The 17665-nt window shown below is 70.7% G+C and carries 18 protein-coding genes and 5 tRNA genes; 18 read left to right on the top strand and 5 right to left on the bottom strand.

Features of this window, described 5'->3' with window-relative positions:
* Nucleotides 1-39 precede the first annotated feature (39 nt).
* The 6 genes from QIS96_RS20225 to QIS96_RS20200 all read left to right on the top strand — a co-directional run bounded on the left by QIS96_RS20225 (nt 40) and on the right by QIS96_RS20200 (nt 1355).
* A complete protein-coding gene (locus tag QIS96_RS20225) occupies nt 40-777 on the top strand; it encodes an HAD family hydrolase (RefSeq protein ID WP_282544067.1) in 738 nt (245 codons plus the stop codon).
* A gap of 85 nt (nt 778-862) precedes the next feature.
* Nucleotides 863-934 (top strand) — tRNA-Gln (locus QIS96_RS20220).
* 21 nt (nt 935-955) lie between these two features.
* Nucleotides 956-1028, top strand: a tRNA-Glu gene (locus tag QIS96_RS20215).
* A gap of 62 nt (nt 1029-1090) precedes the next feature.
* Nucleotides 1091-1166 (top strand) — tRNA-Glu (locus QIS96_RS20210).
* A gap of 18 nt (nt 1167-1184) precedes the next feature.
* Nucleotides 1185-1256, top strand: a tRNA-Gln gene (locus tag QIS96_RS20205).
* A 26-nt stretch (nt 1257-1282) separates the two neighbouring features.
* A tRNA-Glu gene (locus QIS96_RS20200) sits at nt 1283-1355 on the top strand.
* 225 nt (nt 1356-1580) lie between these two features.
* Here the strand turns inward: QIS96_RS20200 and ndgR are convergent.
* Entirely contained in the window at nt 1581-2297 is a 717-nt protein-coding gene (ndgR, locus tag QIS96_RS20195; protein ID WP_055552755.1) for an IclR family transcriptional regulator NdgR, read from the bottom strand.
* 187 nt (nt 2298-2484) lie between these two features.
* On the opposite strand from ndgR, the gene leuC reads away from it, so the two are divergent.
* The 5 genes from leuC to QIS96_RS20170 all read left to right on the top strand — a co-directional run bounded on the left by leuC (nt 2485) and on the right by QIS96_RS20170 (nt 6173).
* Nucleotides 2485-3909, top strand: a complete 1425-nt coding sequence (gene leuC / locus QIS96_RS20190) for a 3-isopropylmalate dehydratase large subunit (protein ID WP_282544053.1) — start codon at nt 2485-2487, stop codon at nt 3907-3909.
* A 6-nt stretch (nt 3910-3915) separates the two neighbouring features.
* Complete coding sequence (gene leuD, locus QIS96_RS20185; RefSeq protein WP_282544052.1) at nt 3916-4509, top strand: 3-isopropylmalate dehydratase small subunit; 594 nt, start codon at nt 3916-3918, stop codon at nt 4507-4509.
* Nucleotides 4510-4771: 262 nt separating this feature from the next.
* Nucleotides 4772-5026 (top strand): SCO5555 family protein, encoded by a 255-nt coding sequence (locus QIS96_RS20180; protein WP_282544051.1) that lies wholly within the window; start codon nt 4772-4774, stop codon nt 5024-5026.
* A gap of 126 nt (nt 5027-5152) precedes the next feature.
* Nucleotides 5153-5815: an HU family DNA-binding protein gene (locus tag QIS96_RS20175; RefSeq protein WP_282544050.1), complete on the top strand. Its 663-nt coding sequence runs from the start codon at nt 5153-5155 to the stop codon at nt 5813-5815.
* 154 nt (nt 5816-5969) lie between these two features.
* Nucleotides 5970-6173: a hypothetical protein gene (locus tag QIS96_RS20170; protein WP_282544049.1), complete on the top strand. Its 204-nt coding sequence runs from the start codon at nt 5970-5972 to the stop codon at nt 6171-6173.
* Here the strand turns inward: QIS96_RS20170 and cofC are convergent.
* On the bottom strand, nt 6145-6840 hold the full coding sequence (gene cofC / locus QIS96_RS20165) for a 2-phospho-L-lactate guanylyltransferase (RefSeq protein ID WP_282544048.1): 696 nt from the start codon (nt 6838-6840) through the stop codon (nt 6145-6147). The genes QIS96_RS20170 and cofC overlap by 29 nt on opposite strands.
* Nucleotides 6841-7019: 179 nt before the next feature.
* Here cofC and QIS96_RS20160 point away from each other — a divergent pair, with 179 nt between their 5' ends.
* The 3 genes from QIS96_RS20160 (at nt 7020) to QIS96_RS20150 (ending at nt 10084) form a co-directional block, all read left to right on the top strand.
* On the top strand, nt 7020-7811 hold the full coding sequence (locus tag QIS96_RS20160; protein WP_282544047.1) for a lysophospholipid acyltransferase family protein: 792 nt from the start codon (nt 7020-7022) through the stop codon (nt 7809-7811).
* Nucleotides 7808-8818 carry an NAD(P)H-dependent glycerol-3-phosphate dehydrogenase gene (locus tag QIS96_RS20155; RefSeq protein WP_282544046.1) on the top strand — a complete coding sequence of 337 codons (1011 nt, stop codon included), beginning with the start codon at nt 7808-7810 and terminating at the stop codon, nt 8816-8818. The genes QIS96_RS20160 and QIS96_RS20155 overlap by 4 nt, the downstream gene beginning before the upstream one ends.
* Before the next feature lie 93 nt (nt 8819-8911).
* Nucleotides 8912-10084, top strand: a complete 1173-nt coding sequence (locus tag QIS96_RS20150; RefSeq protein ID WP_282544045.1) for a D-alanine--D-alanine ligase family protein — start codon at nt 8912-8914, stop codon at nt 10082-10084.
* An 80-nt stretch (nt 10085-10164) separates the two neighbouring features.
* Here QIS96_RS20150 and QIS96_RS20145 read toward each other — a convergent pair whose 3' ends face one another.
* Complete coding sequence (locus QIS96_RS20145; protein WP_282544044.1) at nt 10165-10647, bottom strand: DUF3515 domain-containing protein; 483 nt, start codon at nt 10645-10647, stop codon at nt 10165-10167.
* Nucleotides 10648-10667: 20 nt separating this feature from the next.
* The gene (locus QIS96_RS20140) at nt 10668-10901 is read right to left on the bottom strand and encodes an Lrp/AsnC family transcriptional regulator (protein WP_282544043.1); all 234 of its coding nucleotides are present in this window, start codon (nt 10899-10901) and stop codon (nt 10668-10670) included.
* Nucleotides 10902-11182: 281 nt separating this feature from the next.
* On the opposite strand from QIS96_RS20140, the gene QIS96_RS20135 reads away from it, so the two are divergent.
* A complete protein-coding gene (locus QIS96_RS20135) occupies nt 11183-12148 on the top strand; it encodes a thiamine-phosphate kinase (RefSeq protein WP_282544042.1) in 966 nt (321 codons plus the stop codon).
* Nucleotides 12145-12945, top strand: a complete 801-nt coding sequence (thiD, locus tag QIS96_RS20130; protein ID WP_282544041.1) for a bifunctional hydroxymethylpyrimidine kinase/phosphomethylpyrimidine kinase — start codon at nt 12145-12147, stop codon at nt 12943-12945. The genes QIS96_RS20135 and thiD overlap by 4 nt, the downstream gene beginning before the upstream one ends.
* A 115-nt stretch (nt 12946-13060) precedes the next feature.
* Here the strand turns inward: thiD and rpmB are convergent, their stop codons facing one another.
* Nucleotides 13061-13246, bottom strand: coding sequence for a 50S ribosomal protein L28 (gene rpmB / locus QIS96_RS20125; RefSeq protein ID WP_102913572.1), 186 nt, complete (start codon nt 13244-13246; stop codon nt 13061-13063).
* Nucleotides 13247-13481: 235 nt separating this feature from the next.
* On the opposite strand from rpmB, the gene QIS96_RS20120 reads away from it, so the two are divergent.
* Nucleotides 13482-15269: a DAK2 domain-containing protein gene (locus QIS96_RS20120; protein WP_282544040.1), complete on the top strand. Its 1788-nt coding sequence runs from the start codon at nt 13482-13484 to the stop codon at nt 15267-15269.
* A gap of 99 nt (nt 15270-15368) precedes the next feature.
* Nucleotides 15369-17558 (top strand): ATP-dependent DNA helicase RecG, encoded by a 2190-nt coding sequence (recG, locus tag QIS96_RS20115; protein WP_282544039.1) that lies wholly within the window; start codon nt 15369-15371, stop codon nt 17556-17558.
* Nucleotides 17559-17665: the final 107 nt, after the last annotated feature.

The following is a 17665-nucleotide window of genomic DNA, read 5'->3' as shown; positions in this document are numbered from 1 at the left end:
CCACACGGCTACCGGGCCCTTCGCCGTACCGTCGACCGCATGCCCATCCGAGCCGTCCTCTGGGACATCGACGACACCCTCTTCGACTACGCGAGCGCGGACACCCTCGGCATGCGCGCCCACCTCGAAGCGGAAGGCATCCTCCCGCGCTACGGAACAGCAACCGCCGCGCTCGCCCGCTGGCAGGCCACCACACAGCGCCACTGGGCCCGCTTCAGCGCCGGCGAAGTGGACTTCCTCACCCAGCGCCGCGACCGCGTACGCGACTTCCTGGACGAGCCGGGCCTCACGGACCCCGATTCCGACGCCTGGTTCCACCGTTACATCGGTCACTACGAAGCCGCCTGGGCCCTCTTCCCCGACGCCCTGCCCGCCCTCGACGCCCTCGCCGACGGCTACCGGCACGCGGTCCTCTCCAACTCCCACGCCGAGGCGCAGGAACGGAAGCTGCGCCTCCTCGGCGTGCGCGACCGCTTCGAGGCACTGCTCTGCGCGGCCCAACTCGGCGTCGCCAAGCCCGCACCCGAGGCCTTCCACGCCGCCTGCAGGACGCTCGCACTCACCCCCGCCGAAGTCGCGTACGTGGGCGACCAGCCGGAGATCGACGCCCGCGGCGCCCACGACGCCGGCCTGCTCGGCATCTGGCTCGACCGCAGCGGAACCGAGCCCCCGAGCGCCGAAGTCCCGCCCGGAGTACGGCGGATCACCGGTCTCGCGGAGCTGCCCGAGCTGCTGGCCGGGGATACCCGTTTTGGAGCGCCGTCCACCTTCGGGTAATGTTCTTTCTGCGCCGCCCGCCGGACCAACAGTCCGAACGGAAAGCGCAAGCCGAACAAAATCCCCATCGGGGGTTGCGTTTTGGTGGCCTATGGTGTAATTGGCAGCACGACTGATTCTGGTTCAGTTAGTCTAGGTTCGAGTCCTGGTAGGCCAGCTCGCAGAGCTCATCTGCAAAGCCCCCGTTGTGTAGCGGCCTAGCACGCCGCCCTCTCAAGGCGGTAGCGCCGGTTCGAATCCGGTCGGGGGTACAGATCCTTCCCGCGGGGACAGATCGGGTCGCACCCACTGTTTCTGATGCAGGATCGCTAGGGCCCCCGTTGTGTAGCGGCCTAGCACGCCGCCCTCTCAAGGCGGTAGCGCCGGTTCGAATCCGGTCGGGGGTACCAACTGGTCTAGACAACCAGTGGCCTATGGTGTAATTGGCAGCACGACTGATTCTGGTTCAGTTAGTTTAGGTTCGAGTCCTGGTAGGCCAGCTGATCACGTGGAAACACGCGATCATGCCCCCGTTGTGTAGCGGCCTAGCACGCCGCCCTCTCAAGGCGGTAGCGCCGGTTCGAATCCGGTCGGGGGTACGCATCGAAGAGGCCCTCCGCATCCGTGCGGAGGGCCTCTTCGCGTGACCGTAAAAGAACAGTGATGCGGTCAACTGCCGTGCAACCCGGGGCCGTTCGCGTACGACGACGCCAACTCCCGAAGCGCAACAGGCCGTTGAAGAGGCGCGCGCTGGACAGCTCCCTGCCCGGACAGCCGGACCCGCCGCGGCGTTGAGGCGGATCCGGCTTACGTGCAAAGGGAGTTCAGCCCGTGCGGCGCAGTGCCTCGGAGAGACGGCCCGCCGCGTCGATCACGGCCTGGGCGTGCATCCGACCCGGGTGCCGTGTCAGGCGCTCGATCGGACCGGAGACCGAGACGGCGGCCACCACGCGGTTCGACGGGCCGCGCACCGGCGCCGACACCGAAGCCACACCGGGCTCGCGCTCGCCGATCGACTGGGCCCAGCCACGGCGCCGTACGCCGGACAGGGCCGTGGCCGTGAAACGGGCGCCCTGGAGGCCGCGGTGCAGGCGCTCCGGCTCCTCCCAGGCCATCAGGATCTGCGCGGACGAACCGGCCTTCATGGTGAGCGTCGAGCCCACCGGGACGGTGTCCCGCAGTCCGGACAGACGCTCCGCCGCGGCGACGCAGATGCGCATGTCGCCCTGGCGGCGGTAGAGCTGGGCGCTCTCGCCGGTCACGTCACGGAGGTGGGTCAGAACCGGGCCCGCCGTGGCGAGCAGGCGGTCCTCGCCGGCCGCGGCCGCCAGTTCGGCGAGCCGCGGGCCGAGGATGAACCGGCCCTGCATGTCCCTCGCCACCATGCGGTGGTGCTCGAGGGCCACAGCGAGACGATGTGCAGTAGGTCGTGCGAGCCCGGTGGCCGCGACCAGACCCGCGAGGGTGGCCGGACCGGACTCCAGGGCGCCCAGGACAAGGGCTGCCTTGTCCAGGACGCCGACGCCGCTAGAGTTGTCCATGCGTCGATACTCGCGTCTCACTCTGTGAAACGCAAGTTCAATTTGCCGGGGAACTTGTCACCCTGTAACCACAGCGGCCCGCAGACCAACGGGCCCAGCGGACCACGTTCGGTACGAGGGGTACGGACGTTGCCGCTCACATCTCTAGTTGTGGCCGGGCGCACACCTGCCGGCCGGAGGGAAAGCGATGGGTAGGACACTCGCGGAGAAGGTCTGGGACGACCACGTCGTCCGGCGCGCCGAGGGCGAGCCCGACCTCCTCTTCATCGATCTGCACCTGCTGCACGAGGTGACCAGCCCGCAGGCCTTCGACGGTCTCCGCAAGAGCGGCCGCCAGGTGCGCAGGCTCGACCTGACCATCGCCACCGAGGACCACAACACCCCGACCCTCGACATCGACAAGCCCATCGCGGACCCGGTCTCGCGCGCCCAGCTGGAGACGCTGCGCAAGAACGCCGCCGAGTTCGGCGTCCGGCTGCACCCGCTGGGCGACGTCGAGCAGGGCGTCGTCCACGTGGTGGGACCGCAGCTGGGACTGACCCAGCCCGGCACCACCGTGGTCTGCGGTGACTCGCACACCTCCACGCACGGCGCCTTCGGCGCGCTGGCGTTCGGCATCGGCACCTCGCAGGTCGAGCACGTCCTCGCCACGCAGACGCTGCCCCTCGCGCGTCCGAAGACCATGGCGATCACCGTGGACGGCGAACTCCCCGAGGGCGTAACGGCGAAGGACCTGATCCTCGCCATCATCGCGAAGATCGGCACCGGCGGCGGTCAGGGCTACATCCTGGAATACCGCGGCTCCGCCATCGAGAAGCTCTCGATGGAGGCCCGGATGACCATCTGCAACATGTCGATCGAGGCCGGCGCCCGCGCGGGCATGATCGCCCCCGACGAGACGACCTTCGCGTACATCAAGGGCCGCGCCCACGCCCCGCAGGGCGCGGACTGGGACGAGGCCGTCGCGTACTGGAAGACGCTGAAGACGGACGACGACGCGGAGTTCGACGCCGAGGTCGTCATCGACGCCGCCTCCCTGTCGCCGTTCGTCACCTGGGGCACCAACCCCGGTCAGGGCGCGCCCCTGTCGGCCAACGTCCCCGACCCCGCTTCGTACGAAGACGCTTCGGAGCGCTTCGCCGCCGAGAAGGCCCTGGAGTACATGGGTCTTGAGGCCGGACAGCCGCTGCGCGACATCAAGGTCGACACCGTCTTCGTCGGCTCCTGCACCAACGGCCGTATCGAGGACCTGCGCGCCGCCGCCGAGATCGTCAAGGGCCGCAAAGTCGCCGACGGCGTACGGATGCTGGTCGTTCCCGGCTCCGCCCGGGTCGGTCTGCAGGCCGTCGAGGAGGGCCTGGACCAGGTGTTCAAGGCCGCCGGTGCCGAATGGCGGCACGCGGGCTGCTCGATGTGCCTCGGCATGAACCCGGACCAACTGGCGCCCGGTGAGCGCTCCGCGTCCACCTCCAACCGCAACTTCGAAGGCCGGCAGGGCAAGGGCGGTCGTACGCACCTGGTCTCGCCGCAGGTCGCCGCCGCCACCGCGGTCACCGGCCACCTGGCCGCGCCCGCCGACCTGACCGACGCCCCCACGCCCGCTGGAGTCTGAACAGCCATGGAAGCATTCACCACGCACACCGGCCGGGCCGTCCCGCTGCGCCGCAGCAACGTCGACACCGACCAGATCATCCCGGCCCACTGGTTGAAGAAGGTCACCCGCGACGGCTTCGAGGACGGGCTGTTCGAGGCCTGGCGCAAGGACGAGTCGTTCGTCCTCAACAGGCCTGAGCGGCAAGGCGCGACGGTCCTCGTGGCGGGCCCGGACTTCGGCACCGGCTCGTCCCGCGAGCACGCCGTGTGGGCGCTGCAGAACTACGGCTTCAAGGCCGTCATCTCGTCCCGCTTCGCCGACATCTTCCGCGGCAACTCGCTGAAGAACGGCCTCCTGACGGTCGTCCTCGACCAGAAGGTCGTGGACCAGCTGTGGGAGCTCGTCGAGCAGGACCCGCAGGCCGAGATCACCGTCGACCTGGAGGCCCGCGAGGTGCGCGCCGAGGGCGTCACGGCCTCGTTCGAGCTGGACGAGAACTCCCGTTGGCGACTGCTGAACGGCCTTGACGACATCAGCATCACGCTGCAGAACGAAGCCGACATCGCGGACTACGAGACGAAGCGCCCTGCACACAAGCCGCGCACCGTCCAGGTCTGAATCGGCCATTCGGGCAACCGAATCGACAACCTCATCCGAACCGCGGTCTGCTTGCAGGCCGCGGTTCGTTCGTTTCCCCGGGACCCGTGCTGACAAGGCCCAACACGCCGATGACGTATGCGAGTTGGGGTTGTGGGCAGGAGGCGGTCCCAAGCGCGTGGCCAGCACGACTTACGGCATCCTCGAAGCCCGAAAACCCCATTTGGGCGGCACGCTGAGACCTCGCGAGGCGACAACTCGCCCTAGATGGCACAATCAGTGCATGGACCGCGACAGCCAACTCGAGCTCTACGGGCTCGTCGCGGACCGGCTGAAAGAAGCGCACGCGAAGGTGCGCACGCTGCAAGTCCCGGAGGGCGTACGGATGGCGCTGACCCGGAAGCTGCTGGTCATTACGGCCGCGGCCAAACACGATCTCACCTACGCGGCCAGGCGCCTGGACCAGTTCATGATCGAACTGGACTCGGAGCGATTCTCCGCGGATGCCGATCAGGGCCGAACTGAAGGAACTCACTGAAGATCCCAGTTCGTTGCGGCACAAGGGTGATTAGCCCGTTTCGTGTTTGATTTGCGGTATACATCTGCCTAACGTGCGAAAAAGCTTGAACACATTGGTTCTGGCAATGTCTCCGAAGGGGAAGACGTGAACAAGGCGCAGCTCGTAGAAGCGATTGCCGACAAGGTCGGTGGCCGTCAGCAGGCCGCCGACGCCGTCGACGCGGTCCTGGACGCGATCGTCCGCGCGGTCGTCAGCGGCGACCGGGTCTCGGTCACCGGCTTCGGCTCGTTCGAGAAGGTCGACCGTCCGGCCCGCTACGCACGCAACCCCCAGACCGGGGAGCGCGTGCGCGTGAAGAAGACCTCGGTTCCGCGCTTCCGTGCGGGCCAGGGTTTCAAGGACCTGGTGAGCGGATCGAAGAAGCTCCCGAAGAACGATGTCGCGGTGAAGAAGGCGCCCAAGGGCAGCCTCTCCGGCGGCACTTCCACCCGTACGACGGTCAAGAAGGCCGCCGCGAAGAAGACCACCGCCAAGAAGGCGGCGGCGAAGAAGACGACGGCCAAGAAGGCCGCGGCGAAGAAGACCACCGCGAAGAAGACCGCGGCGAAGAAGACGACGGCCAAGAAGGCGACGGCGAAGAAGGCCGCTCCGGCCAAGAAGACCGCCGCGAAGAAGGCCACCACGGCCAAGAAGGCCACCGCGAAGAAGACCGCGCCCGCCAAGAAGGCGACGGCGAAGAAGGCGCCCGCCAAGAAGTCGACGGCGCGCAAGACCACCGCCAAGAAGACCACCGCCAGGAAGAAGTAACGGTCGGCAGGGCTCACTCACGCGCCGGGCCGGGCTCCCCTCGGGGAGCCCGGCCCGCGGTCTGTCCGGGCTCCGCGCCCGCGGGGCCGCCGGGGCGCTCACGGCAGGGGAGTTGGCCGTACGGGCGGTGTGCGGCGCCCGATACGCTGCGGGCATGCAGGCCACCGCGTACACGTACGACCCCGAGACCCGCAGCGGCAGTGTGCTGCTCGACGACGGCACCCCGGTGCCCTTCGACGGGGCGGCCTTCGACGCCGGCGGGCTGCGGCTGCTGCGGCCCGGTCAGCGGGTGCGCATCGAGCTCGACGAGACGGCGGGGGAGCGGCGGATCACTCTGGTGACGCTGCAGACCTTCTGAGCAGGCCCGCGCGCAGCCCGAGGTCCGCCGCCGCGGCCGTGTACGGGCCGACGCCCAGGGCCAGGGCGGCCGCCAGGTCCTCGGGGGTGTCCACGTCCTGCCGGACGCTCGCCACGTCGAGCAGGGGTATCTCCACGGCGCCCGACGCCGCGTGCCGGGCCCGCGAGGTGCCGCCGAACTCCGGGGCCAGCGGAACCGAAGGGGCGGCGCACAGCAGCGTCGTACCTATTTCTGCGGCGTCCGGCAGAAATGCGCGTGGAAATGCACGCGCATAATCCAGAACTCGCGTCAATTCCGCCGGGCGAAGTGCGGGCAGGTCCGCGTTCAACGCCGCCACCGCGGCCGAGGGGCGCACCGCTCTGGCCGCACGGGCGCCGTGGGCGAGCGCCGCGTTGAGGCCGCCGCCCGGCTCGTCGCGTACGACTCGGGCGCCCAGGGCCGCCAACTCGGGTGCCGCGCGGGCGTCGTCCGTGACGACCACCACATCGCGCACCGCCCCGGAGGCGAGCGCCGCGGTCACCGTGTCCTGCGCGAAGGCCAGGGCGAGCGAGGGGCGCAGCCGGGCGCCCGCGGCGGCCGCGAGGCGGCTCTTCGCCCGCGTCAGGGGCTTCAGGGGGATGACCAGGCTCCACGCGAACGGCTCGGCACGGTCGGCTTGTGTGCGCATCGCCGCTCATTCTGGCCTGTCGGCGGCTGCGGCGTACGGCCCTGTGGACAACTGGTGACCGGCCCTGTGGAGAGGCCGTCCGAAGGGCTTGGCATACGGTGTTCTCGACAGACGAAGAACCTGGGGCGACAATGTGCGGCGCACCAGCGCGTGACAAGTCAGCAGAGGAAGGTGTCCGAGTGCCCCGCCGCAGAATCGGCTTCTGGTACCGCCTGGCGGCGGTCATCGCAAAACCGCCGCTGATGGTTCTCCTCAAGCGGGACTGGCGTGGTGTGGAACACATTCCGGCCGACGGCGGATTTATCACCGCGGTGAACCACAATTCCCATGTCGACCCTTTCGCGTACGCGCACTTTCAGTACAACACCGGACGTGTGCCGCGTTTCCTCGCCAAGCACGGGCTATTCAAGGGCGGATTTGTCGGAGCCGTGATGCGCGGCACCGGACAGATCCCCGTCTATCGCGAGAGCGCCGACGCGCTCAGTGCGTTCCGGGCCGCGATCGATGCGGTGGAACGCGGTGAATGCGTCGCGTTCTATCCCGAGGGAACACTCACCCGCGACCCCGATCTCTGGCCCATGACCGCCAAGACCGGAGCCGCGCGTGTGGCCCTGCAGACCAAGTGCCCGGTGATCCCCGTCGCGCAGTGGGGCGCCAACGAACTCCTGCCGCCGTACGCGAAGAAGCCGAACCTGCTGCCGCGCAAGACGCACCACGTGCTCGCCGGCGCACCGGTCGACCTGGAGCGGTTCTACGACAAGGAGATGACGCCCGAACTCCTCAAGGAGGCAACGGAAGTCATCATGGCCGCCGTCACGCGACTCCTCGAGGAACTCCGCGGCGAGAAGGCCCCCGCGACGCCCTACGACCCGCGCCAGGCACGCATCGCGCAGCGCCGCAAGTCCCAGCAGCACAAGGCGGCCGAACCGGTCGGCGAAGAGACCGGCACGGCCGGGGAGGACACCAAGTGACACCGCCTGTGAAGGCAGCCGTCTTCGGCACCGGATCCTGGGGTACGGCCTTCGGCATGGTGCTCGCCGACGCGGGCTGCGACGTGACCCTGTGGGGCCGCCGCCCCGAACTCGCCGAGGCCGTCAACTCCACGCGCACCAACCCGGACTACCTGCCGGGCGTCGAACTCCCCACGCGGGTAAGGGCGACCACCGATCCCGCGGAGGCCGCGGACGGCGCCGACTTCACCGTGCTCGCCGTGCCCTCGCAGACGCTGCGCGGCAACCTCGCCGAGTGGGCGCCGGTGCTCGCCCCCGACACCGTCCTCGTATCGCTGATGAAGGGCGTCGAACTAGGCTCCGCGATGCGGATGAGCGAGGTGATCGAGGACGTCACCAAGGTGGCAGGGGAGCGCATCGCCGTCGTCACCGGGCCCAACCTCGCGCGGGAGATCGCCGCGCGGCAGCCCGCCGCCGCCGTCGTCGCCTGTACCGACGAATCGGTCGCGCAGCGGCTCCAGGCGGCCTGTCACACCCCGTACTTCCGGCCGTACACCAACACCGACGTCGTCGGCTGCGAACTCGGCGGCGCCGTCAAGAACGTGATCGGTCTCGCCGTCGGCATCGCGGACGGCATGGGCCTCGGCGACAACGCCAAGGGCTCGCTCATCACCCGCGGCCTCGCCGAGACCACCCGGCTCGGGCTCGCCATGGGCGCCGACCCGCTGACGTTCTCCGGCCTCGCGGGCCTCGGCGACCTCGTCGCCACCTGCTCCTCGCCGCTCTCCCGGAACCACACCTTCGGCACCAACCTCGGCAAGGGCATGACCCTTGAGGAGACCATCGCGGTCACCAAGCAGACCGCCGAAGGCGTCAAGTCCTGTGAGTCCGTGCTGGATCTGGCGCGCAGGCACGGCGTCGACATGCCCATCACGGAGACCGTCGTCGACATCGTGCACGAGGGCAAGCCGCCCGTCGTGGCGCTCAAGGAGCTGATGGGGCGCAGCGCGAAGGCCGAGCGCCACTGAGCTCCGGCGTACGCGTGCGGGGCGGTCCGCGCGCCGACTCGACGCCGCACACGCGCTGACTCGGCTCTTACCAGCAGGTACGCTCAACGCGATATGAGCAGCGAGACCTCCTCCCAGAGCCCGGTCCCCTCCCAGCCAGGAGGGGAACCCCGCAAGCCGCGCGTCGCGGTCGTCTTCGGCGGGCGCAGTTCCGAACACGGCATCTCGGTCGTCACGGCCGGCGCCGTGCTGCGCGCCATCGACCGCGACAAGTACGACGTGCTGCCCATCGGCATCACGCACGACGGCCGCTGGGCGCTCACCGCCGACGACCCCGAGCGGATGGCGATCACCGACCGCACGGTCCCGGACGTGGACCGGCTTGCCGAGTCCGCGGCCGGCGCCGTGGTGCTGCCCCTCGACCCCGCCAACCGCGAAGTGGTCGTCACCGAGCCCGGGTCGGTGCCCAAGGCGCTCGGCGAGGTCGACGTCGTCTTCCCCGTCCTGCACGGCCCGTACGGCGAGGACGGCACCCTGCAGGGCCTCCTGGAGCTGTCCGGGACGCCGTACGTCGGCTCGGGCGTCCTGGCCTCCGCCGTGGGGCAGGACAAGGAGTACATGAAGCGGGTGTTCACCTCCTTCGGGCTGCCCGTCGGCCCGTACGTGGTGATCAAGCCGCGCGAGTGGGAGACCGACCCGGCGGCCGCCCGCAAGAAGATCGTCGGCTTCGCCGGTGACCACGGCTGGCCGCTCTTCGTGAAGCCCGCGCGGGCCGGCTCGTCCTTCGGCATCACCAAGGTCGACTCGCTGGAGGGCCTGGACGAGGCGATCGAGGAGGCGCAGCGGCACGACCCGAAGATCATCGTGGAGGCGCTGCTCCGCGGCCGCGAGATCGAGTGCGGCGTCCTGGAGTTCGAGGACGGCCCGCGCGCCAGCGTGCCCGCCGAGATCCCGCCGGTCTCCGACCACGCCTTCTACGACTTCGAGGCCAAGTACATCGACTCGGCCTCCGGTATCGTCCCCGCCCCGCTCACCGAGGAGCAGACCGCCGAGGTGCAGCGCCTCGCCGTCGAGGCCTTCGAGGCGGCGTCCTGCGAGGGCCTGGTGCGCGCGGACTTCTTCCTCACGGAGGACGGCCGGTTCGTGATCAACGAGATCAACACCATGCCCGGCTTCACGCCCATCTCGATGTACCCGCGGATGTGGCAGGAGAGCGGCGTGAGCTACCCGGAGCTGGTGGACCGCCTCGTGCAGGCCGCCCTCCGCCGCCCCATCGGACTGCGCTAGCCCGCAGCCGTACGCATACAGCAGGGCCCGGCCGTCTTCCAACGGCCGGGCCCTGTCGCGTAGTTGGGGGTTTTCGAGGCTCAGCTCGCGATGCCCTCCGGCACCGTCTTCTTGATCGGCTTCGCGAAGTCGGTGAGCGAGCCGGCGCCCTGCTGCGCGTGCTCCGCGTTGAACGTGACCTCGATGTACGCCTCGCGCAACGTCGTCGTGAAGCGGTACGAACCGTCCTTCTGCTCCTCGGTCAGCCAGCCCACGCCGTCGACCTCAGCGCCGTACGCCGCGGGGTCCGCGAGCGCGGCGGGCCGGGGCACACCGCAGCGCAGTATGATCGCCGAGCCTCCCCATCCGGCAGTCAGTTCGGAACGCGGCTCCGGATCCTCGCGGTCGAGTCCGTCGATCCGGTCCGGCAGCTGTTCGTGCAGGTTCTGGCACAGCCGTGCCGTACTCGCGTCGGGGGAGGGAACCGGGACCGTCGCCCGGTCGTCCGTCGAAGAACAGCCCGCGGTCGCCCAGAGCAGACCGAGGGCGGGCAGACTGATCAGCTGGCGGCTCAGAACGTTCACCGGCCAAGCGTAGACGGGGGCTACAAGTGCACGACCGGGCAGGTCAGGGTGCGGGTGATGCCGTCCACTTGCTGGACCTTCGCGACCACCATGCGACCGAGTTCGTCGACGGTGTCCGACTGGGCGCGCACGATGACATCGTAGGGACCGGTCACGTCCTCGGCCTGGATCACTCCGGGGATCTTGCCGATCAGTTCGGCGACCGTGGACGCCTTGCCGACTTCGGTCTGGATCAGGATGTACGCCTGTACCACGGAACCTCCAGGGCGGCCACGAGGATCATGTGGGGAACGGAAAGAGCGAGCGTGCAGCGCCCTCGTAGTGGGGTGCTGACGGGAGACGGGCGGGCGCCACGGTATCGCGTCACCGTGCGTCGCGGGGAGACCCGCGGGGCCTGTGGCGCGCGCTCCGGGGCGTACGGGCAAGCGAAGTTGACGTACCTGTTGACGGTACCCGCGGCCGAGGGCCCCCGCGACCGCGCGCACACTGGGGCAGTCGGCAGAGCAGTCGGCACGACAGGAAGAGGCGAGACTCGATGAAGGGCACCGTGGGCGAGCTCGGGGAGTTCGGGCTCATCAGAGAGCTCACGTCCCGGCTCACCACCACTCCGGCGGTTCGACTGGGCCCCGGCGACGACGCCGCGGTCGTGGCCGCACCCGACCGCAGGGTCGTGGCCAGCACGGACATCCTCCTGGAGGGGCGGCACTTCCGCCGCGACTGGTCCACCGCGTACGACGTGGGCCGCAAGGCCGCCGCGCAGAACCTCGCGGACATCGCCGCAATGGGCGCCGTGCCGACGGCGCTGCTGCTCGGCCTGGTGGTGCCCGCCGAGCTGCCGGTCACCTGGGCCAGCGAGCTGATGGACGGGCTGCGCGACGAGTGCCAGGTCGCGGGCGCGGCCGTGGTCGGCGGCGATGTCGTACGTGGGGACACGATCACCGTGTCGATCACCGCGCTCGGCGATCTCCGCAACCACGAGCCGGTCACGCGCGCGGGCGCGCAGCCCGGCGATGTCGTCGCGTACACCGGCTGGTTGGGCTGGTCCGCCGCCGGGCTCGCGGTCCTCTCCCGCGGCTTCCGCTCGCCGCGCGCGTTCGTGGAGGCGCACCGCAGGCCCGAGCCGCCGTACCACGCGGGCCCCGCCGCGGCCGGGCTCGGCGCCACGGCGATGGCCGACGTCAGCGACGGACTGATCGCCGACCTCGGGCACATCGCCGAGTCGAGCAAGGTCAGGATCGACGTCAAGTCCGCCTCGATCGACATCCCTTCGCAGATGAACGACATCGGCCAGGCCGTCGGCGTCGACCCGCTGCAGTGGGTGCTCACCGGCGGCGAGGACCACGCGATCGTCGCGACGTTCCCGCCGGACGTACAGCTCCCGGCCCGCTGGAAGGTGATCGGCGAGGTCCTCAACCCCTCGGCCCTGCCTCAGGTGACGGTCGACGGGGCGCCCTGGACCAACAAGAGCGGCTGGGACCACTTCGGGGAGATCGAGTCATGAGCATCCGTACGGCGCCGCCGCGCGTCCTGACCGTCGCCGGGTCCGACTCCGGCGGCGGCGCGGGCATCCAGGCCGACCTGAAGACCATGCTGGCCCTCGGCACGCACGGCATGAGCGTCGTGACCGCGGTGACCGCGCAGAACTCCCTTGGCGTGCAAGGCGCTTGGGAGCTGCCGGTGGAGGCGGTGCGCGCGCAGTACCGCAGCGTCGTCGACGACATCGGCGTGCAGGCCGTGAAGACCGGCATGCTGGCGTCGGCCGAACTCGTCGAGACGGTCGCGGAGTTGCTCGCCGGCACGGACGCGCCCACGGTGATCGACCCGGTGGGCGTCTCCAAGCACGGCGACTCGCTCCTGGCGGCCTCGGCGCTCGACTCGCTCCGTACGAAGCTGCTTCCCGTCGCCACGGTCGCGACGCCGAACCTGGACGAGGTCACGCAGATCACCGGCGTACGCGTCGAGTCGGAGGACGGGCTGCGGCGCGCGGCCGCCGCGCTCCTGGAGTTCGGGCCGCGCTGGGCGCTGATCAAGGGCGGCCATCTGGAGGGCGACGCCGTGGATCTGCTCACGGACGGCTCCGAGGAGCACTGGCTGCGCGCCCCGCGCCATGACAACCGCCACACCCACGGCACCGGCTGCACTCTGGCCAGCGCGATCGCGGCGGGCCTCGCGAAGGGGCGCACGGTGCCGGACGCGGTGCGCGAGGCGAAGGAGTACGTGACGGGTGCGATCGCCGCGGGCTTCGCGCTCGGCGGTGGGATCGGGCCTGTGGACCACGGGTGGCGGTTCGGCTCTTAGCGGGCTGTGCGTTGCTGCCCGTCCTGCGGCTTGTGTGCGGGTACGTAAAAGCCGGTCCACCCGAGGGTGGACCGGCTTTTACAGCAACCAGCTAGGTGGCCGCGCTACACGTTCGTCAGCGCGAGACCTTGCCGGCCTTGATGCACGAGGTGCAGGCGTTGAGCCGCTTCGGCGTCCCACCGACCACGGTACGCACGCGCTGGATGTTCGGGTTCCAGCGACGGGGCGTACGGCGGTGCGAGTGGGAGATGTTGTTGCCGAAGCCCGGCCCCTTGCCGCAGACGTCGCAGTTGGCAGCCACGGGTCACTCCAAAGACTTCAGATGCACTTACGGTTAATCCCGGCATGCCGGGATCTAGCGATCTGAGTGGCGTTGCCAGGGGGAAGGTCGGCCTGACTCTCGTCAGGCAACCGAAGCAGCATACAACGACCGCTTCGGTAGAACGAAACTACCATGACCGGCCGGGGGCCTGCCCCGGGCGGCCTCCCGACCGGGGACTACGCTGCGAGACGACCCCTGAACAAGGAGGCAGCCGGTGCCCCAGACCCCCGACGCCGAGGTGGTGCGCACCTGGTGCGGACTGGCGCTTAGCGCGCTGGGGAGGGCCCGCGAGGAGATCGACGCGATCAACGTCTATCCGGTCGCCGACGGGGACACCGGCACCAACCTGTACCTGACCGTGGAATCCGCTGCACGCGCGGTAGAGGCGGTTTTCGCGGGCCATGAGGCGGCGGGCGCAGGCGCCGGTCCCTCCCTTGCGGAGGCGGTGCGCGCGCTGGCGCACGGCGCGCTCATCGGGGCCTGCGGAAACTCCGGCACGATCTTGGCGCAGCTGTTGCGCGGCACGTCTCAGGTGCTGGCCGAGGCTGCCGCGGTGGGGGGTGCGGACAGTGGTGCGGCTCACAGCGACTCCGGTGCGGGTGCGGTGGGTGCGGCGGGAGCGGTCGACGGCGCCGAGCTGCTGCGGCTTGCGCTGCGCCGGGCTGCCGAGTCCGGCTATCAGGCGGTGGCCCATCCCGTGGAGGGCACCGTCCTGACGGTCGCCACCGCGGCGGCCGAGGCGGCCCAGAGCGCGGCCGGGGACTGTGCGGCGGTCGCCGTCGCCGCGTACGAGGGCGCCGCCGCGGCGCTGGAGGCGACGCCGGAGCAGCTGGCGGTCCTGGACCGCGCGGGCGTCGTGGACGCGGGCGGCGAGGGTCTCGTCGCGGTGCTCGGAGCGCTCGTCCAGACCCTGTCCGGGCGGGCGCCCGCCCGGACGGTGCGCGGCAGTTCCGGAATCGGTCACCACGCGCGCGTGGCTGCGACGGAACCGCTCGACGCGGTGACGCATGCTGAGGCCGCTGCCGAGAGTGCCGTCGGCGCCGTCGACTGCGGGGCCGAGAGCGGCGACGGGGAAGGGGGGCCCGCCTTCGAGGTGATCTACCTCCTGGAGGCCGACGACCCCGCCGTGGACCGGCTCCGCACCCGCCTCGACGGCCTCGGCGACTCCCTCGTCGTGGTCGGCGGCGACGGGCTGTGGAACGTCCATGTGCACGTGGACGACGCGGGCGCCGCGGTCGAGGCGGGCGTCGAGGCGGGCCGCCCGTACCGCATCCGGATCACGCACTTCGGGGCGCAGGACGCGCACAGCGCCGGGCGCGCGAAGCAGCAGCGGGAGCGGGCGCAGCGCGCGATCGTCGCCGTCGTACCGGGCGAGGGCCTTGCCGAGCTGTGCGCCGAGGCCGGGGCGACGACCGTGCTCGCCCGGCCCGAGGAGCCCCCGGCGAGCGGTGAGCTGGTCGACGCGATCAGGCGGGCGCACGCGCGCGAGGTGGTGCTGCTGCCCAACGACCCGGAGCTGCGGTACACGGCGGCGGCCGCGGCCGAGCAGGCCCGCGCCGAAGGCGTACGGGTCGCGCTCATCCCCACCCGCTGCGCGGTGCAGGGCATCGCGGCGCTCGCCGTGCACGAGCCGGACCGGCGCTTCGACGAGGACGTCGTCGGCATGACGTCGGCGGCCGGCGCCACCCGGTACGCCGAACTGGCCGTCGCGGAGCGGCAGTCGTGGACCATGGCGGGCATCTGCCAGGCCGGGGACCTGCTCGGCCTGATCGACGGCGACGTCGCGGTGATCGGCGCCGATGTCACGGCCACGGCGGCCGCGGTCCTCGACCGGATGCTCTCCGCGGGCGGCGAGATGGTCACGCTCGTGCTCGGCGACGAGGTACCCGACTCGGTCGCCGACGCCCTCTCGGAACACGTACGCGAGCACCACCTCGCCGTCGACACCGTCGTGTACCGCGGCGGGCGGCGGTCGCCGCTGATGCTGATCGGCGTCGAGTAGCGGGCGCCGGGCGCGGCGGGCGGACGGGGCGCGGGCACGGCGCGGCCGGGTTATCCACAGGCTGAGCGCGTTGTCGGTGCCGTGGTGTGCAATGGATTCGTGCCCGCGCTCGAAGAATCCCTGAAGAAGACGCTCGGCCCCGCCACCGCGAAGGTGATGGCCGAGCACCTCGACCTGCACACGGTCGGCGACCTCCTCCACCACTACCCGCGGCGGTACGCGGAGCGGGGCGAGCTGACCACGCTGTCCGACCTGCCCCTGGACGAGCACGTGACGGTGGTCGCCCAGGTCGCGACCGCCCGCGTCCTGAAGTTCAACAACGGCCGGGGGCAGCGCCTCGAAGTCACCATCACGGACGGCAGCGGCCAGCTCCAGCTGGTCTTCTTCGGCCGCGGCATCCACAAGCCGCACAAGGACCTGCTGCCCGGCACGCGCGCGATGTTCGCCGGCAAGGTGTCCGCCTTCAACCGCAAGCTCCAACTCGCCCACCCCGCCTATCAGTTGCTGCGCGGCGGCAGCGGCGCCGAGGCGGAGGACGCCGTCGAGTCCTGGGCCGGGGCGCTCATCCCGATCTACCCGGCCACCGCCAAGCTGGAGTCCTGGAAGATCGCCAAGGCGGTGGACGCGGTCCTGCCCAGCGCCCAGGACGCGGTGGACCCGCTGCCGCCCTCCCTGCGCCAGGGAAGGGGCCTGGTGCCGCTCCCCGAGGCGCTCCTGAAGATCCACCGGCCGCACTCGAAGGCGGACGTCGAGTCCGCGAAGGACCGCCTCAAGTGGGACGAGGCGTTCGTTCTCCAAGTCGCCCTGGCCAGGCGTCGGTTCGCCGAGACGCAGCTGCCCGCGGTGCCCCGCCGGCCCGCGCCGGACGGACTGCTCGACGCCTTCGACGCCAAGCTGCCCTTCACGCTCACCGACGGCCAGCAGCGGGTCTCCAAGGAGATCTTCGACGACCTCGCGAACGAGCACCCGATGCACCGCCTCCTGCAGGGCGAAGTGGGCTCGGGCAAGACCATGGTCGCCCTGCGGGCCATGCTCGCCGTCGTGGACGCGGGCGGGCAGGCCGCGATGCTCGCCCCCACCGAAGTCCTCGCCCAGCAGCACCACCGCTCGATCACCGAGATGATGGGGGAGTTGGCCGAGGGAGGCATGCTGGGCGGCGCCGAGCACGCCACCAAGGTCGTGCTCCTCACCGGCTCCATGGGCGCCGCCGCCCGCCGCCAGGCCCTGCTCGACCTCGCCACCGCGGAAGCCGGAATCGTCATCGGCACGCACGCCCTGATCGAGGACAAGGTGCAGTTCCACGACCTGGGCCTGGTCGTCGTGGACGAACAGCACCGCTTCGGCGTCGAGCAGCGCGACGCCCTGCGCGGCAAGGGCAAACAGCCGCCGCACCTCCTGGTGATGACGGCGACCCCGATTCCGCGCACGGTCGCCATGACGGTCTTCGGCGACCTGGAGACCTCCGTGCTCGATCAACTCCCCGCCGGGCGCTCGCCGATCGCCACCCACGTCGTCCCCGCCGCCGACAAGCCGCACTTCCTGGCCCGCGCCTGGGAACGCGTCCGCGAAGAGGTCGAGAACGGCCACCAGGCGTACGTGGTCTGCCCCCGCATCGGCGACGACCTGGACGACAAGTCCGCCAAGAAGAAGTCCGCCGAGGACGAGGCGGAGAAGCGCCCGCCGCTCGCCGTCGTCGAGGTCGCCGAGCAGCTCACCGCCGGCCCCCTGAAGGGCCTGCGCGTCGAAGTCCTGCACGGCCGCATGGCGCCGGACGACAAGGACGCCGTGATGCGCGCCTTCGCGGCCGGCGAGGTGGACGTGCTGGTGGCGACGACGGTCATCGAGGTCGGTGTGAACGTCCCCAACGCCACCGCCATGGTGATCATGGACGCCGACCGCTTCGGCGTCTCCCAGCTGCACCAGCTGCGCGGCCGCGTCGGCCGAGGCTCCGCCCCCGGCCTCTGCCTGCTGGTCTCCGAGATGCCCGAGGCCAGCCCCGCGCGCGCCCGCCTCGGCGCGGTCGCGGCCACCCTGGACGGCTTCGAGCTCTCCCGCATCGACCTCGAACAGCGGCGCGAGGGCGACGTGTTGGGTCAGGCCCAGTCCGGAGTCCGCTCCTCGCTGCGGGTCCTCGCGGTCATCGACGACGAGGAGATCATCGCCGAGGCCCGCGAGGAGGCCGTACGGATCGTGAGTGCCGACCCGGAGCTCACCCGCCTCCCCGCCCTGCGCACGGCTCTCGACGCCCTCCTCGACAAGGACCGGGAGGAGTACCTGGACAAGGGCTGACCGGCCCGGCGGGGCCGCGCCCCGAGCACGCCATATCGTTGGGTGACGGCACCAGTCGGGTCCGGGTGACTGCACCCGAGCACCCGATACCTCCGAACGAACCCCGA

The sequence above is a fragment of the Streptomyces cavernicola genome (assembly GCF_029968035.1).
GTDB classification, from domain to species: domain Bacteria; phylum Actinomycetota; class Actinomycetes; order Streptomycetales; family Streptomycetaceae; genus Streptomyces; species Streptomyces cavernicola.
Note: the sequence above shows the minus strand (reverse complement) of the source record. Positions and strands in the feature narration are given on the sequence as shown.